Raw genomic sequence first — 16,669 nt, 5'->3', positions numbered from 1 at the left:
CCGTACTGGCGATCGCCGGCGGCGTCAGCTACGGCGTGATGCAGCTGAACAAGCCGGGGCACTGGGAGGCGGCGGCCGACGCGAAGAACGTCACCGCGCCGAAGAACACGTCGGGCCCCGACGGCACGACCGTCGTGATCGGCAAGTCGACCGCCAAGAAGACCCTCGAACTGTACGAGGACTCGCGCTGCCCGATCTGCGCCCAGTTCGAGCAGGCGGTCGGCGAGACGGTCCACAAGGACGTCGACGCCGGCAAGTACAAGGTCAAGTACATCGGCGCCACGTTCATCGACAACAGCGACAACGGCGAGGGCTCCAAGAACGCGCTCAGCGCGCTGGGCGCGGCGCTCGACGTGAGCCCGCAGGCGTTCCTCGACTACAAGTACGCGCTCTACTCCGCGAAGTACCACCCGGAGGAGTCCGACGACAAGTTCGCCAAGGACTCGTACCTGATCAAGATCGCGAACACGGTTGACGAGCTGAAGGACAACAAGGCGTTCCAGAAGAACGTCAACGACGGCACGTACGACAACTGGGCGATGAAGATGTCCGCGACGTTCGACAAGAGCGGCGTGAAGGGCACCCCGACGCTGAAGATGGACGGCAAGGCGCTCACCAGCGAGGGCAGCGAGAACGCCCCGATGACCGTGGCCGACTTCAACACCGCGATCACCAAGGCGCTGAAGGGCTGACGACCGGCAACGGTTTCCCTGCGGGCGGGCGAACTTCCTTTGTTCGCCCGCCCGTTCGCCTTACCGGTCAGTAGGGTTTCCCTTCGTGACCAGTCGACACCATTTCCCGTCCCTTCCCGCCCCCAGCCGCCGCACCCTGGTGAAGGCCGCTGCCGCCACCGCCACCGCCGTCGCCGCCCCCGCGCTCGCCGCCACCGGCGCCCGCGCCGCCGACGGCCCCGCCTTCCTCCACGGCGTCGCCTCCGGCGACCCGCTGCCCGACGGCATACTCCTGTGGACCCGTGTCACCCCGACGCCCGACGCCGTGCCCGGCTCCGGCCGCGGCGCCGACACGGCGGTGCGCTGGGAGGTCGCCGAGGACAAGGAGTTCGCCCGGGTCGTCGCCCAGGGCTCCACCGTGGCGAGAGCCGCCTCGGACCACACCGTGAAAGCCGATGTCCGGGGTCTCGCCCCGGCGACCGCATACTGGTTCCGCTTCTCGGCGGGCGACGGCGCGGGAGTCCTCTCCCCGGCCGGGCGCACCCGGACGGCTCCCGCTCCCGGCACGGCCGCACCCGGGGTGCGCTTCGGTGTGGTGTCCTGCGCCAACTGGGAGTCCGGTTACTTCTCCCCGTACCGCCATCTCGCGGCCCGCGCCGATCTCGACGCGGTCCTCCATCTCGGCGACTACATCTACGAGTACGCGTCGGGGAGCTACCCGGACACGAAGTACGTCGTACGGCAGCACGAGCCCACCCACGAGATCCTCACCCTTGCCGACTACCGGACCCGGCACGGCCGTTACAAGACGGACGCCGATCTGCAGACCCTGCACGCCACGCATCCGGTGATCGCGATCTGGGACGACCACGAGTTCGCCAACGACGCCTGGTCGGGCGGGGCCGAGAACCACACGCCGGGCACCGAGGGCTCCTGGGCCGACCGCGCGGCGGGCGCCAAGCAGGCGTACTTCGAGTGGATGCCGGTGCGCGCCTCCACCGAAGGCACCGTCTACCGGAGGCTGCGCTTCGGCACCCTGGCCGATCTCCACCTCCTGGATCTGCGGACCTTCCGCTCCCAGCAGGCGACGATCGGCAGCGGCTCGGTCGACGACCCGGACCGCTCGATCACCGGCCGGGCGCAGCTGGACTGGCTGAAGGCGGGCCTGGCCGGTTCGGACGCCACCTGGAAGCTGGTCGGCACATCGGTGATGATCTCTCCGGTCGCATTCGGGTCCGTACCCGCCCATCTGCTGGAGCCGCTCGCGGAACTGCTGGGGCTGCCCGAGGAGGGGCTCGCGGTCAATGTCGACCAGTGGGACGGCTACACGGACGACCGCAAGGAACTGATCGCGCATCTGCGGGACCGGTCGATCCGCAACACGGTCTTCCTGACCGGTGACATCCACATGGCGTGGGCCAATGACGTACCGGTGAAGGCGGCCACGTATCCGCTCTCGGCCTCGGCCGCCACCGAGTTCGTGGTCACGTCGGTGACCTCGGACAATCTCGACGACATTCTGCACGTCGCGCCGCAGACGGTCTCGGTGGTCGCGGCCGCGGCGGTGAAGGCCGCCAACCGCCATGTGAAGTGGGTGGACATGGACTCGCACGGCTACGGCGTCCTGGATGTGACCGCCGAGCGCTCGCAGATGGACTACTACGTGGTCTCCGACAGGACGAAGCGGGACGCGAGCTCCGCCTGGACGCGCTCGTACCGGACACTCAGCGGCACCCAGAAGGTCGAGCGGGTGGACCGCCCGGTGCGCTGAAGCGTCTGGTTTCGGCCACGGCGGGCCATGTTGACGGCGTATTACGTCGCTACGGCGGGTGGCGTGTTCCCCGGATCCAATGGGGACACACCACCCGTCGGGGTAACGCACTTCGTTACGTCCGGGTCTCAAACTCTGGAACGGACAGAATTATTTCTTCCTGTTTCCCCGGTTTGCTCCAGGGTTGATTGGGCTTGATCAGCGCTCCTCAAGATGTGACATGCGCACGTAATCTCCCGGCGGCAGGTGAGGAAATCCCTCCCCCACGCTTCAGCGAGGAGTACTCGTGCGCACTCTTGCCCGTATATCGCCGCGTATACGTCACCGTGCGATCGGCATCGCCGTCCTGGCCGGAACCCTTGCCCTGGCACCGCTCTCCGCTCCCTCCGGCGCGGCCGCCGCCAAGGTGTCCACCGCCTCCGCCCCGGCGGAGAAGTGCGCGAGCACCGACGCCACCGCGCGCGAGGCCCGTCCTTCGGGCACCCAGCACGCCTCCGACCCCAACGAACTCACCGCGACCCAGGCCAAGGCCATGGACGCGCAGCTCAAGGCGAGACTCGCGGACCGCCGGGTCAGCGGCGCCACGCTCGCCGCCGGAGCGACCATCCCGGTCTACTTCCACGTCATCCACTCCGGCACCACCGGCAAGCTCACCTCCGGCGACATCAACAGCCAGATGAGCGTGCTGAACGCGGCATACGGCGGCCAGGGCACCGGCAACACCAACTCCGGCTTCCAGTTCTCGCTGGCCGGCACCGACTACACGGACAACGCCACCTGGTACAACCTCTCCTCGGGCTCCTCCGCCGAGAAGGACATGAAGACGGCCCTGCGCAAGGGTGGCAAGAACGCGCTCAACGTCTACACCGCCAACCTCGGCGGCGGTCTGCTCGGCTGGGCGACCTTCCCCAGCTCGTACAACTCCAGCCCGAGCATGGACGGCGTGGTCATCCTCGACACCTCCCTGCCGGGCGGCTCGGCCACCAACTACAACGAGGGGGACACCGCCACCCACGAGGTCGGCCACTGGATGGGGCTCTACCACACGTTCCAGGGCGGCTGTAACGGCAACGGCGACTACGTGTCCGACACGCCCGCAGAGAAGAGCGCCGCGTTCGCGTGCCCGACCGGACGCGACACCTGCACCAACAAGACCGGGGTCGACCCGATCCACAACTTCATGGACTACACCTACGACTCGTGCATGTACCAGTTCACCGCGGGCCAGGTGCAGCGGATGAGCGACAGCTGGACCGCCTACCGCGCCTGATCCCGGCGTGACGACGAGGAGCCCCGCACACCGTCACGGTGTGCGGGGTTCCGTCCGTCTACAGAGTCGCGAGGAAGCCGAGGGCGACCTTCCACGTCAGATCGGCCGACGCCGCGTCGTAGTCCGGCAGATCCGGGTCCGTGAAGAGATGGCCCGCGCCGGGGTACCGGTAGATCTCCACGTCGGCGCCGGTCCGCTGCATCTGCAGATACCAGGAGTTCAGCCAGTCCTGCGTCTCGAAGGGATCGGGGTCGGCGACATGCAGCTGCACGGGCAGCTCGTCGACCTCCGCGTTCTCCGCGATGTCCGACGTGCCGTGGAGGAGCAGCAGCCCGCGCGCCTTCTCGTCACCGAGTGCCAGGGTCTGCGCGGTGGAGGCGCCGAAGGAGAAGCCGGCGTAGACGAGACCGCGCTCGGAATAGGGGGCGGCGGCCAGCACGGCGCGCTTGAGCAACTCGTCCTTGCCCAGCTCGTCCTTGAAGGCCATGCCTTCCTCGACGGTCTCGAACGTGTGCCCGTCGAAGAGATCGGGCACGTGCACCTCGTGCCCTGCGCCGCGCAGCCGGGCGGCGGCCGCGTGCACCGCGGGGCGCAGCCCGTACGTCGAGTGGAAAAGCATGATGTTCATGGGAGCAATGGTGCCAGCTACGGTCGACGGCATGGAGAACCACGGGATGGAGAACATACTGCGTCCGCTGGTCACGGTCGGTGGCTCGGTGGTGCTCACGCTGCTGGTGGGCTGGGGGGTCGATGTGCTGCTCCGGCGCGCCGACAGCCGGCATCCCGACACACCGCTGTGGGGTCTGCTGCGGCGCTGCCGGATCCCGCTGCTGCTGGTGCTCTGCACGGCGCTGCTGAGAGGCAGTTACACGCAGACCGGGCTCGACGTGGTGATGAACCACCGGGCCGCGATCGGCCAGGTCCTGACGCTGGTGCTCATCGGGGCATCGGCGTGGCTGGTGGTCCGGATCGCGACGGCCGTCGTCGATTCCGTGTACGCCAGGTACGCGGCGAACACCCGCGATCCGGCGCGGGTGCGGCGGGTCCGTACGCAGGTGACACTCATCCAGCGGGTGGTCACCGCGATCGTGGCGACCGTGGCGGCCGGCGCGATGTTGCTGACGTTCCCCGCGATGCGGACCTTCGGCACCTCGATGCTGGCCTCGGCCGGTCTCCTCGGCATCGTCGCGGGCATCGCCGCCCAGTCCACGCTCGGCAACCTCTTCGCGGGGCTGCAGATCGCCTTCGGCGACATGGTGCGGATCGGGGACACGGTGGTGGTGGACGGCGAGTGGGGCACCGTCGAGGAGATCACGCTGACCTTCCTCGCGGTACGGACCTGGGACGAGCGGCGGATCACGATGCCGGTCTCGTACTTCACCAGCAAACCGTTCGAGAACTGGTCGCGCGGCGGCGCCCAGATGACCGGTTCGGTCTTCTTCCACCTCGACCACAGCGCCCCCGTCGCCGCGATGCGTGAGCAGCTGCGGGACATCCTGGGCGAGTGCGGCGCCTGGGACGGCCGCGACTGGTCCCTCGCCGTCACGGACACCACCCCGTCGACGATGCAGGTGCGCGCGGTGGTCACGGCGAAGGACGCGGACGACATCTGGACCGTGCGCTGCGCCGTCCGGGAGCAGCTGATCGGCTGGCTGCGCGACCACCATCCGTACGCGCTGCCGCGGGTCGCGACGGCGCCCGCGGCGCTGCCCCCGGGCGGACAGTGGCCCGATCTGCCCCACCAGGACGGTGTCAAGCCGTCCGATACGCACGAGGTGGCGCCCCGGACCGGCCGCGGCTGAGTGGCGCGGGCCCGGAGCGCCGGCCGGAAGCACGGGCCGCGGGGAGGCCCGGGTCAGCGCAGGCTGCGAACGTCCAGCTGCCGGAGCACCCGGTCGACCACCTCCGGGTCCGTCCCCGACTCGCTGCGCGCGGACAGCACCGCGTGCCGGGCGGCGGACAGCATCTCGCGCTGCACCCGGTTGACCGCCCGGAACCGCTCGGCGCGCTTCGCGTACGCCTCCCGCCGGTCCTCGTCGACCATGTCGGGGCTGATCCGCGCCCCCACGTCGTACGCCAGCCGATGCAGCCGCTCCATGACCTCCTCGGGGAACTCCTCGACCTCCTCGATCTCCTTGAGCCGGTGCCTCGCGGCCTTCGCGGCGCGGATGGCGAGGTCCCGTTCCAGCGCCGCCTCCGCGTCCGCGTCGGCGCGGACGCCGAGCTTCCGTACCAGCCACGGCAGGGTGAGCCCCTGGACGACCAGGGTCGCCATGATCACGACGAAGGCGATGAAGACGATCTCGTCACGGCCGGGGAAGGGTTTCCCGTCGTCCGTCTCCAGCGGGATCGCGAGGGCCAGCGCGACGGAGGCCACCCCACGCATCCCGGCCCACCACATCACGACGGTCTCGCGCCAGCTGGTGGGGATCTCCTCGCTGTAGTCGCGGCGGGTGTGCAGCCGCTTGGCCAGCCAGGTGGCGGGCAGCAGCCACACCAGCCGTACGCCGACGACGACCGCGACCACCGCCAGACCCCAGCCGGCCATCTGCCAGCCGCGGCCGTGCGACGTGCCGAAGACGTTGTGCAGTTCGAGACCGATCAGGCCGAAGGCGACGCCGGTGACGAGCGTGTCGACGATCTCCCAGAAGCTGCGGCCGGTGAGCCGGCCCAGCACGTCGTCCGCGTCGGCGGTGTGCTCGGCGAGGAACAGCGCGGTGGTGAGCACGGCGAGCACGCCCGACCCCATCAGCTCCTCCGCGAGCACATAGCTCACGAACGGCACCAGCAGCGTCAGCCCGACCTGGAGCGTCGCATCGCCGAGCAGTCCCATGAGCTTGATGGTCAGCCAGGCCACCGCCAGACCGACGGCCACGGCGACCACGGCGGAGAGGATCAGCAGTCCGAAGGCCTCCGGCAGCGAGAAAGTGCCACTCACGGCGGCGGCGATCGCCACGTGGTAGAGCACGATCGCGGTCACGTCGTTGAACAGTCCCTCGCCCTCCAGGATGGAGACGAGCCTGCGCGGCAGACCGAGCGATCCTGCGACGGCGGTCGCGGCGACCGGGTCGGGCGGGGCGACGAGCGCTCCGAGGGCCACGGCCGCGGCGAGGGGCAGCCCGGGGACGATCGCGTTGGCGACGGCGGCGACGGCTGCCGTCGTCACGAAGACCAGTGCCACGGCCAGAAGAAAGATCGGTCGTTTATTGGCGGTGAACTGCCGCCAGGAGGTGCGCTGCACGGAGGCGTAGAGCAGCGGCGGCAGCAGCGCGGGAAGAATGATCTCCGGCGGGATGTCCACATTCGGCACGAAGCTGAGGAACGCCATGCCGACTCCGGCGAGCGTCATCAGCACCGGGGCGGGCAGCCCGAGACGTTCCCCCAGTGGCACCGTGACCACGGCTCCGAGCAACAGCAGGAGGAGCAGTGCCAGTTGATCCACGATGTGCCTTCCGGAGCATGCCGAGCGGAACCCGGTGGTCGGTCGATCAGTGGTTCCAGCGTGCCACGCAATGTCTGCAAAGCGGACAACACCCCCTCCTTCCGGCCGCCTTGACCGCCCATTGATCCGATGTCTCCTCGGTCAACCCTCTTCCGTCACCTCCACCGGGCGGGCAGTATGCAACGTGCGTGATTCAGGGACGAGAACCTCCACCACATATATGACTGACTGGAGAGACCGTGACCGAGTTCTCCCGAAGGCACTTCGTGGGCACCGCGGCGGCCGGCACCACCGCCCTCTGGCTCGCCGGATCCCGTACCGCCTGGGCCGCACCCGCCGCCGTCCCCGCCGCCTCCGGCAGCCCGCACACCGACCCGTACGAGCAGACCGTCCGCGATGCCGCCCTGACCTGGCGCCGGCTCCCGACCGGCTGGCAGGAGGCTCCCTTCCTCGCCAACGGCTACCTCGGCGCCCAGCTGTACGCGGGAAGGACCGCCGACACCCTGAAGCTGATGATCAGTCACAGCCAGGTGCAGGACCAGCGCGGCCAGTGGCGCGGCGGCATCGGCTTCTCCCGGCTCCCCATCGGCTACTTCACCCTGACCCTCGCCGGGGAGATCACGGACGTCGACTGGACACTGGACCCCTACGACGCCGAGCTGCGCGGCACCGTCACCACCACCCGCGGCTCCCTCACCTTCTCCGCCCTCGTGCAGAACGACACCGGGGCCCTGCTGATCTCCACCCGGCCCACCCCAGGCGAGGAGTCCGCGGCCTGGTCCTTCCAGTGGCTGCGCGCCGCGACCACGCGCAGCAGCGGCAAACCGGCGGACTACACGCCCAACCCCGACCCCCGGGTCGGCGACGGCTTCGTCGAGCAGCCGCTGCTCGCGGGCGGCGGCTGGAGCATCGCCTGGCGCGAACGGAGCGAGGGCACCGGCAGGCTGCTCGCCGCGCACCTCGTGTACCGGTTTCCCGGCCAGGTGACGGAGGCGACGGACGAGGCGCTACGTGCGGTGGACCGTACGCTCACCATCGATCCGGAGAAGCTGGTGGACCGTCACCGTCGCTGGTGGCACGCGTACTACCGGCGCAGCTTCCTCTCCGTACCGGACAAGCGACTGCAGAGCTTCTACCTCATCCAGCTCTACAAGCTCGCCGCGTCGACCCGCGCCGAGAGACCGACGATCTCCGAGTGGGGTCCGTGGTTCCCGGAGATCGGCAACAACTGGACCGCGGTCTGGTGGAACCTCAACGTCCAGATCGGTATGGCACCGATCCACGGTTCCAACCATCCCGAACTCGACTCCGTGACAAGCGCCTTCCGCCGCTTCGAGCACAACCTGCCGGCCTCCGTCCCGGCCGAATACCGCGACGGCGAGAGCTACGCGCTGGGCCACCCCTCCGACTGGCAGCTGCGGGCCGGCGACACCTACGACGTGGGCGCGCCCGGCTCGGACCGCATCTCCGACAACTTCGGCAACCTCACCTGGGCCCTGCACAACGTCTGGCAGTCCTACCGGCACTCGATGGACCTCAAAGTCCTGCGCGACGTGGTGTACCCGATCCTCGCCAGGGCCATCAACTTCTATGCGCACTTCCTGCACGAGGGCCTGGACGGCAGGCTGCATCTGCTGGAGACCCGCTCCCCCGAGTACGCCAACGCCGCGGACTGCACGTACGACCTCTCGCTCGTCCGCTGGGGTGTGCGGACTCTCATCGCCTCGGCGAAACTGCTGCGGAACAACGATCCGCGGCTGAAGCGCTGGCAGGACATCGAGCGCCGACTCACCCCGTACGCCGAGGACCCGGCGGCCGGAGTCATGATCGGCAAAGATGTCCCGCTCGCCGACTCGCACCGGCACCACTCGCATCTGCTCTGGCTCTACCCGCTGCGCGAGCGGAACTGGGACCGGGCGGAAGACCGTGCGGTGATGCGGCGCTCCATGGACCACTGGGTCTCCATGCAGCAGCTGTGGCACGGCTACAGCCACGCGACCGCCTCGTCCATGTACTCGGTCATGGACGAGCCCGAGAAGGCGTTGGACCATCTGACGTTCTTCACGGATCTGAAGGTGGTCGCGGACTGCCAGATGACGGTCAACACGATGTACCGGGAGGGCAAGAACCTCGCCCTGGAGTCCCCGCTCTCCGCCGCGCAGTCGATGCTCGACATGGTGGTGCAGGGCCACGAAGGGGTGGTGAAGGTCTTCCCGTCCGTCTCGGAGCGCTGGGCGGACGCTTCGATCGCGTCACTGCGCACCCAGGGTGCGTTCCTGGTGGACGCGGACCGCGCCGACGGCGCCACGCGCTGGGTACGGGTGCACAGCGAGGCCGGCGCCCCGCTCACCCTGGAGCACTCGATCACGGGCCGCACCGACGTGCGGGACGGGCACGGGCGCCCGCTGCACTGGCGGGACTCCGGTCCGGGCCGGATCACGGTCACCCTGCCACGCGGTGGCACTGCGGTGATCACACCGCACGGCGCGCGTCGCCCGGAGCCGGGTCCGCGCGACGTGCCGTCGAACGGGACCTGGACGCGCTGGGGTCTGCCGGGCTGACGGAGACGTGTGCGAGGGTGCCGTTCCGGTTCGTACGACCGGAGCGGCGCCGGTGCGATCTACAGGCTGCGGCGCATCGCCCGGTGGGGGATCCCCGCATCCGGGAACTCGGGGCCGTACGCCTCGTACCCGAGCCGCTCGTAGAAGCCGAGCGCATGGGTCTGGGCGTGCAGGTCCACAGCGGCCAGACCGAGACCGCGGGCCGCGTCCTCGATGGCCCGGACCAGCGCCGCGCCGACCCCGAGACCGCGTGCCCGGCCGGTCACCGCGAGCCGTCCGAGCGAACCGACGGTGAGGTCGCCACCGGTCTTGGCGGCCACGCCCGCGCCGTGCAGCAGCCGCCCCGTACCGAGCGCCGTGCCGTCCGCCGCGACGGCGATCACATGCAGCGCGTCCGCGTCGTAGGCGTCGTACTCGATCTCCTCGGGCACGTTCTGCTCACCGACGAAGACCTCCTTGCGGACCTGGAAACAGGCCGCGAGGTCGCTCTCGTCGACGGCTGTGCGCGTGGTGTACGGGGCCGGGGTTCCGGTGGTCACTGGCTCTCCGCCGCAATCCTGTCGAGGGCCTGCTGCAGGTCGTCCGGGTAGCTGCTGGCGAACTCCACCCAGTTGCCGTCCGACGGGTGCTCGAAGCCGAGCCGGACCGCGTGCAGCCACTGCCGCGTCAGCCCGAGGCGCTTGGCCACCGTCGGGTCGGCGCCGTACGTCAGGTCGCCGACGCACGGGTGGCGGTGCGCGGACATGTGCACCCGGATCTGGTGCGTACGGCCCGTCTCCAGCTTGATGTCGAGGAGGCTCGCGGACCGGTACGCCTCGATCAGGTCGTAGTGCGTCACGGAGGGCTTGCCCTCGGCCGTGACCGCCCACTTGTAGTCGTGCGTGGGGTGGCGCCCGATGGGGGCGTCGATGGTGCCGCTCATCGGGTCCGGGTGTCCCTGGACCAGCGCGTGGTACTTCTTCTCGACGAGCCGGTCGCGGAACTGGCCCTTCAGCAGCGTGTAGGCCCGCTCGGACTTGGCGACGACCATCAGACCCGAGGTGCCGACGTCGAGGCGGTGGACGATGCCCTGGCGCTCGGCGGCGCCCGAGGTCGAGATCCGGTAACCGGCCGCGGCGAGACCACCGATGACCGTCGTACCGGTCCAGCCGGGGCTGGGGTGGGCCGCGACCCCGACCGGCTTCACGATCACGACGACGTCGTCGTCGTCGTGCACGATCTCCATGCCCTCGACGGGCTCGGCGACGACCTGGACCGGAGCGGGTGCCTGCGGCATCTCCACTTCCAGCCAGGCACCGCCCTGCACCCGCTCGGACTTCCCGACCGCAGCGCCGTCCACCAGCACCTTCCCGGCAGCGGCCAGCTCGGCGGCCTTGGTGCGGGAGAAGCCGAACATGCGGGAAATGGCGGCGTCGACACGCTCGCCTTCCAGACCGTCGGGAACGGGCAGGGTGCGGACCTCGGGATACGTACTCACCAGTCGAGTATGCCTTGCCCCTGCTAGTCCTTGTGCACGGTGCCGTCGGGGTCCAGGCCCCTGAAGGAAAGGATCACGATCAGGATGCCGCCGCAGACGATGGCGGAGTCCGCGAGGTTGAAGACGGCGAAGTGCGCGGGGGCGATGAAGTCGACCACCGCGCCCTTGAAGAGACCGGGCGAGCGGAAGATCCGGTCGGTGAGGTTGCCGAGCGCACCGCCGAGCAGCAGACCGAGCGCGATCGCCCACGGCAGGCTGTAGAGCTTGCGGGCGAGGCGGGCGATGACCACGATCACCGTCGCCGCGATGGCGGTGAAGATCACCGTGAACGCCTCGCCGATACCGAAGGCGGCGCCCGCGTTCCGGATGGCGTCGAAGCGCAGCCACTCGCCGAAGATCTCGATGGGCTGCTGGTGCTCCAGCTTCGCGACCACGATCATCTTGCTGCTCAGGTCGAGCAGATAGGCGACGACGGCCACGCCGAAGAGCACCATGATCTTCCGCTTGCCCTTGCCGGGGACCTGGGCCCGGTCCGTGTCCGCGCCCGTGTCCCCGACGGACTCACCCCGGACCTCGTCCTCGGGGCCCCCGGTCCCCTCAGCATCAGGGATGTCCGGCGTACCGATGATGCGCTCCGCCTCTGCCACGTGAGTCCCTCAACCTAGGTTCCTGACCGAAGACGAGGGTACGACACACCTCCCTGAATCAGCCGCGACGCTCCTGTTTCTGTTTGTCCTCGACACAGAGCGTCGCCCGGGGGAACGCCTGCATCCGCGCCTTGCCGATCGGATTGCCGCAGATCTCGCACAGTCCGTAGGTCCCCGCGTCGAGCCGGGCCAGCGCCCGCTCGGTCTGCTCCAGCATCTCCGTCGCGTTGGCGGCGAGCGCCATTTCGTGCTCACGGGTGATGTTCTTCGTGCCGGTGTCCGCCTCGTCGTCACCGGCCCCGTCACCGGAGTCGCGCATCAGCCCGGCGAGCGCCGCACCCGACGCCTCCAGCTCGCTGCGGAGCCGCATGACCTCGCTGGCCAGCTCGGCCCGGGCCTCCGCGACCTCCTCGGGCGTCCAGGGGTCCTCGCCCGGCCGTACGGCCAGATCCCCGGGCGCCGTCGCGGCGGCGACCCGGGCAAGCGGCACCGGCGCCGCGTCCTTGCCGGACGTGCGGGTCCGGGCTGCGCTCTTCTTGGCTACCACCGTGTGGGCTCCCGTCTGCTCGGCGGCCTCGACCGCCCCCATGGCCGCCTCGGCGGCCTTCTTCGAAGCCTTCTTGACCGCGTTCTTCCTCGCCGCGGCCTTCATGCCAGGTGCCGCGTGCCCGCCGCCGGTGTCTCCGTCGGCCGTCCGCTCTCCGTCCGCCTCGTGCGCGGCCGTCTTCCGTGCCGCGGTCTTCCTCACCGCAGCCTTCCTCACCGCAGCCTTCCTCGCTGCGGTCTTCTTTGCCGCGGCCTTCACCGGAACCGGCTCCAGGACGGTCTCCGTGCCCGCGTCTGCGTTCGTCTCCTCGGCCGCCGCGCCCGTGGATCTCGCTGACGCCGACTTCTGTACGGCGGTCTTCTTCGCCACCATGGCCGCGGCCCCTTCACATATTGTGATCTTGCACGCGAATCGTGCTGGGACGATAAATCGACCCCAGCCCCGCGGCAACGGGGCACGCCGCCGAATCGCCCCTCCCCGTGTCGGATCGGCGCGCGCCTGAAACCGTTGTTCCCAGCTCCCCGCCCGGTAATCCGCCCGCCACGCCCCGCCGGGACTCCGCGCGCCCCGTCTCGCCATTCGGGTCACCCTCGCGCCCCCCGGATAAACCGGTCGGCCGTCGCCCGTACGGGCCCGTACACTGGGCCCAGCGAGAGGCGTGGATGGGACGAGTAGCGTCGTACGCAGCCAGGAGCGACCCGGGGACGGTGGAAGCCCGGGGGCGAGCGCGTCGTGAAGATCACCCGGAGCCGTCGGAAGAACGCCGCAAGGCAAGTAGAACCGGCATCGCGACCCCAATGAGGGGGCCACGGGCGCACACCCGGGGCCAAGGAGGGTGGTACCGCGGGAACCGCACGGTTCTCGTCCCTCCGACGGAAGTGGAAAACGTCCGCCGGAGGAATCCCGCCCATGACATCGCCGCAGTACCGCCAGGTACCCGCCCAGGTCGACCTTCCCGCGCTGGAGCACGCCGTGCTCGACTTCTGGCGCGAGAGCAAGGTCTTCGCCAAGACCCTCGAACAGTCCGAGGGCCGCCCCGAGTGGGTCTTCTACGAGGGCCCGCCGACCGCCAACGGCATGCCCGGCGCCCACCACATCGAGGCCCGCGTCTTCAAGGACGTCTTCCCCCGCTTCCGCACCATGCAGGGCTACCACGTGGGCCGCAAGGCCGGCTGGGACTGCCACGGACTGCCGGTCGAGCTCGCGGTCGAGAAGGAGCTGGGCTTCAACGGCAAGAAGGACATCGAGGCGTACGGCATCGCCGAGTTCAACGCCAAGTGCCGCGAGTCCGTGACCCGCCACACGGACGCGTTCTCCGAGCTCACGACCCGAATGGGCTACTGGGTCGACCTGGACGACGCGTACCGCACGATGGACCCGTCGTACGTCGACTCCGTCTGGTGGTCCCTGAAGGAGATCTTCAACAAGGACCTGCTGGTCCAGGATCACCGCGTCGCCCCGTGGTGTCCGCGCTGCGGCACCGGCCTCTCGGACCACGAGCTGGCGCAGGGGTACGAGACTGTCGTCGACCCCTCGGTCTTCGTACGCTTCCCGCTCACCTCCGGCCCGCTGGCCGGCGAGGCCGCGCTGCTGGTCTGGACGACCACCCCGTGGACCCTGGTCTCCAACACCGCCGTCGCCGCGCACCCCGACGTCACGTACGTCGTCGCGAGCAACGGCGAGGAGAAGCTCGTCGTCGCCCAGCCTCTCCTGGAGAAGGCACTCGGCGAGGGCTGGGAGCTCACCGGCCAGTCCTTCACCGGCCGCGAGATGGAGCGCTGGACGTACGAGCGCCCGTTCGCACTCGTCGACTTCCCGAGCGACAGCGCCCCGGCGCACTTCGTCGTCAACGCCGAGTACGTGACGACCGAGGACGGTACGGGTCTGGTCCACCAGTCCCCTGCCTTCGGTGAGGACGACCTCAAGGTCTGCCGCGCCTACGGCCTGCCGGTCGTGAACCCGGTCCGCCCCGACGGCACCTTCGAGGAGAACCTGCCGCTGGTCGGCGGTGTCTTCTTCAAGAAGGCCGACGAGGCGCTCACCGAGGACCTGGCCGCCCGCGGCAAGCTCTTCCGCCACGTCCCCTACGAGCACAGCTACCCGCACTGCTGGCGCTGCCACACCGCGCTGCTCTACTACGCGCAGCCGTCCTGGTACATCCGTACGACCGCCATCAAGAACCGGCTCCTCGAAGAGAACGAGAAGACCAACTGGTTCCCCGACTCGGTCAAGAACGGCCGCTTCGGCGACTGGCTGAACAACAACGTCGACTGGGCGCTGTCCCGCAACCGCTACTGGGGCACCCCGCTGCCGATCTGGCGCTGCGAGGACAACCACCTCACCTGTGTCGGCTCCCGTGCCGAGCTCACCGAGCTCACCGGCGCCGACCAGTCGGACCTGGACCCGCACCGTCCGTTCATCGACGCGATCACGTTCACCTGCTCGCACGAGAACTGCCAGCTGGAGGCGTACCGCGTCCCGGAGGTCATCGACGCCTGGTACGACTCGGGTTCGATGCCGTTCGCGCAGTGGGGCTACCCGTACAAGAACAAGGAGCTCTTCGAGAGCCGCTACCCGGCGCAGTTCATCTCCGAGGCCATCGACCAGACGCGCGGCTGGTTCTACACGCTGATGGCCGTCGGCACGCTGGTCTTCGACAAGTCCTCGTACGAGAACGTGGTCTGCCTGGGTCACATCCTCGCCGAGGACGGCCGGAAGATGTCCAAGCACCTGGGCAACATCCTCCAGCCGATCCCGCTCATGGACCAGCACGGCGCGGACGCGGTCCGCTGGTTCATGGCGGCGGGCGGCTCCCCGTGGGCTGCGCGGCGCGTGGGCCACGGCACGATCCAGGAGGTCGTGCGCAAGACCCTCCTCACGTACTGGAACACGGTCGCCTTCCAGGCGCTGTACGCGCGCACGTCGAACTGGGCGCCGTCCGCGGCCGACCCGGCCCCGGCGGACCGCACAGTCCTCGACCGCTGGCTGCTCAGCGAGCTGAACGCACTGGTGGACCAGGTCACGCAGGCGCTGGAGGGGTACGACACCCAGCGCGCCGGCAAGCTCCTGTCCGCGTTCGTGGACGATCTGTCCAACTGGTACGTACGCCGCTCCCGCCGCCGCTTCTGGCAGGGCGACAAGGCGGCACTGCGCACGCTGCACGAGGTCATCGAGACGGTCACCCGTCTGATGGCCCCGCTGACCCCGTTCATCACCGAGCGGGTCTGGCAGGACCTCGTCGTCCCGGTGACCACGGACTCCCCGGAGTCGGTGCACCTGTCCTCCTGGCCGAAGGCGGACCTGGCCGCGATCGACCCGGCGCTCTCCACGCAGATGGCGCTGGTGCGCCGCCTGGTCGAGCTCGGCCGCGCCACGCGCGCCGAATCGGGCGTCAAGACCCGCCAGCCGCTGTCCCGCGCCCTGGTCGCGGCTTCGGGCTTCGAGTCGCTCTCCCCCGAGCTGCACGCCCAGATCACCGAGGAGCTGAACGTCTCCTCGCTCGCCTCCCTCTCGGAGGTCGGCGGCTCGCTGGTCGACACGACCGCGAAGGCGAACTTCCGGGCGCTGGGCAAGCGGTTCGGCAAGGGCGTCCAGGCGGTCGCGAAGGCGGTCGCGAACGCCGACGCGGCGGCGCTCTCCCTGGCCCTGCGCGAGGGCACGGCGTCGGTCGAGGTCGACGGCGAGACAGTCACCCTCGCCCCCGACGAGGTGATCATCACCGAGACGCCGCGCGAGGGCTGGTCGGTGGCGTCCGACTCGGGCGCGACGGTCGCGCTCGACCTGGAGATCACCCCGGAGCTGCGTCGTGCGGGCCTGGCCCGTGACGCGATCCGGCTGATCCAGGAGGCCCGCAAGAACAGCGGCCTGGACGTGGCGGACCGCATCGCCGTCCGCTGGACGTCCACGTCCCCCGCGACGGTCGAGGCGCTGACCGAGCATGCGCCGCTCATCGCGGACGAGGTGCTGGCGCTGGACTACGCGCAGGGCGAGGCGGACGGGACGTACGGCACTCCGTTCGAGGACGAGGGCCTGGCGCTGACGTTCCGCCTCCGCAAGACGGAGCAGTAACCCAGTACGACGGGAGGCCCGGCCGGACACGTTCCGGCCGGGCCTCTCGCTGTTCCCCTGCCCGCCTCTTCCCGAGAACCGGGGTCCCGCCCCCACGAGGGGCCTTGTCGGCGTTCGAGGCGCGCGGTCAGGGGCGGAGCCCCGGCCCGGAAGGGGGCGCGCAGGGGAACAGGCTCAGCAGGCTCCCCACCCCCGCCCACGGCAAAGGGCCGGGC

12 protein-coding genes are annotated in these 16,669 nt (G+C 69.8%); 6 read left to right on the top strand and 6 right to left on the bottom strand.

The features are described 5' to 3' along the window. The 3 genes from ACFU6I_RS43985 to ACFU6I_RS43975 all read left to right on the top strand — a co-directional run. Positions 1-692: DsbA family protein (locus tag ACFU6I_RS43985; protein WP_384378781.1), on the top strand; the 692-nt coding region annotated here is incomplete at its 5' end. Between the two features lie 85 nt (positions 693-777). Then, positions 778-2,442, top strand: coding sequence for an alkaline phosphatase D family protein (locus ACFU6I_RS43980; protein ID WP_384378778.1), 1,665 nt, complete (start codon positions 778-780; stop codon positions 2,440-2,442). Between the two features lie 286 nt (positions 2,443-2,728). Further along, positions 2,729-3,712 carry a zinc metalloprotease gene (locus tag ACFU6I_RS43975; RefSeq protein WP_384378775.1) on the top strand — a complete coding sequence of 328 codons (984 nt, stop codon included), beginning with the start codon at positions 2,729-2,731 and terminating at the stop codon, positions 3,710-3,712. Between the two features lie 58 nt (positions 3,713-3,770). On the opposite strand, the gene ACFU6I_RS43970 is transcribed toward ACFU6I_RS43975, so the two are convergent. Further along, positions 3,771-4,340 carry a dienelactone hydrolase family protein gene (locus ACFU6I_RS43970; protein ID WP_345514606.1) on the bottom strand — a complete coding sequence of 190 codons (570 nt, stop codon included), beginning with the start codon at positions 4,338-4,340 and terminating at the stop codon, positions 3,771-3,773. A 46-nt stretch (positions 4,341-4,386) separates the two neighbouring features. Here ACFU6I_RS43970 and ACFU6I_RS43965 point away from each other — a divergent pair, with 46 nt between their 5' ends. After that, positions 4,387-5,514 carry a mechanosensitive ion channel family protein gene (locus ACFU6I_RS43965; protein WP_384378784.1) on the top strand — a complete coding sequence of 376 codons (1,128 nt, stop codon included), beginning with the start codon at positions 4,387-4,389 and terminating at the stop codon, positions 5,512-5,514. A 53-nt stretch (positions 5,515-5,567) separates the two neighbouring features. Here ACFU6I_RS43965 and ACFU6I_RS43960 read toward each other — a convergent pair whose 3' ends face one another. After that, on the bottom strand, positions 5,568-7,154 hold the full coding sequence (locus ACFU6I_RS43960; RefSeq protein ID WP_384378772.1) for a Na+/H+ antiporter: 1,587 nt from the start codon (positions 7,152-7,154) through the stop codon (positions 5,568-5,570). A gap of 239 nt (positions 7,155-7,393) precedes the next feature. On the opposite strand from ACFU6I_RS43960, the gene ACFU6I_RS43955 reads away from it, so the two are divergent. Continuing rightward, on the top strand, positions 7,394-9,715 hold the full coding sequence (locus ACFU6I_RS43955) for a hypothetical protein (protein WP_384378769.1): 2,322 nt from the start codon (positions 7,394-7,396) through the stop codon (positions 9,713-9,715). A gap of 59 nt (positions 9,716-9,774) precedes the next feature. Here the strand turns inward: ACFU6I_RS43955 and ACFU6I_RS43950 are convergent, their stop codons facing one another. The 4 genes from ACFU6I_RS43950 to ACFU6I_RS43935 are packed head-to-tail and all read right to left on the bottom strand — an operon-like array spanning position 9,775 to position 12,758. Continuing rightward, complete coding sequence (locus ACFU6I_RS43950) at positions 9,775-10,254, bottom strand: GNAT family N-acetyltransferase (protein WP_384378766.1); 480 nt, start codon at positions 10,252-10,254, stop codon at positions 9,775-9,777. Next, complete coding sequence (locus tag ACFU6I_RS43945) at positions 10,251-11,192, bottom strand: RluA family pseudouridine synthase (RefSeq protein WP_384378763.1); 942 nt, start codon at positions 11,190-11,192, stop codon at positions 10,251-10,253. The genes ACFU6I_RS43950 and ACFU6I_RS43945 overlap by 4 nt, the downstream gene beginning before the upstream one ends. A gap of 23 nt (positions 11,193-11,215) precedes the next feature. Next, positions 11,216-11,839, bottom strand: a complete 624-nt coding sequence (gene lspA / locus ACFU6I_RS43940; RefSeq protein ID WP_384378760.1) for a signal peptidase II — start codon at positions 11,837-11,839, stop codon at positions 11,216-11,218. A 58-nt stretch (positions 11,840-11,897) separates the two neighbouring features. Beyond that, positions 11,898-12,758: a TraR/DksA family transcriptional regulator gene (locus tag ACFU6I_RS43935; protein ID WP_384378757.1), complete on the bottom strand. Its 861-nt coding sequence runs from the start codon at positions 12,756-12,758 to the stop codon at positions 11,898-11,900. Between the two features lie 537 nt (positions 12,759-13,295). Here ACFU6I_RS43935 and ileS point away from each other — a divergent pair. Then, complete coding sequence (gene ileS, locus ACFU6I_RS43930) at positions 13,296-16,454, top strand: isoleucine--tRNA ligase (protein ID WP_384378754.1); 3,159 nt, start codon at positions 13,296-13,298, stop codon at positions 16,452-16,454. The last annotated feature ends 215 nt before the right edge of the window (positions 16,455-16,669 follow it).

This window comes from Streptomyces sp. NPDC057486 (assembly GCF_042802415.1).
GTDB lineage: Bacteria > Actinomycetota > Actinomycetes > Streptomycetales > Streptomycetaceae > Streptomyces > Streptomyces yanii.
The sequence above is the reverse complement of the archived record's forward strand: the minus strand, read 5'-3'. Positions and strand labels throughout refer to the sequence as shown.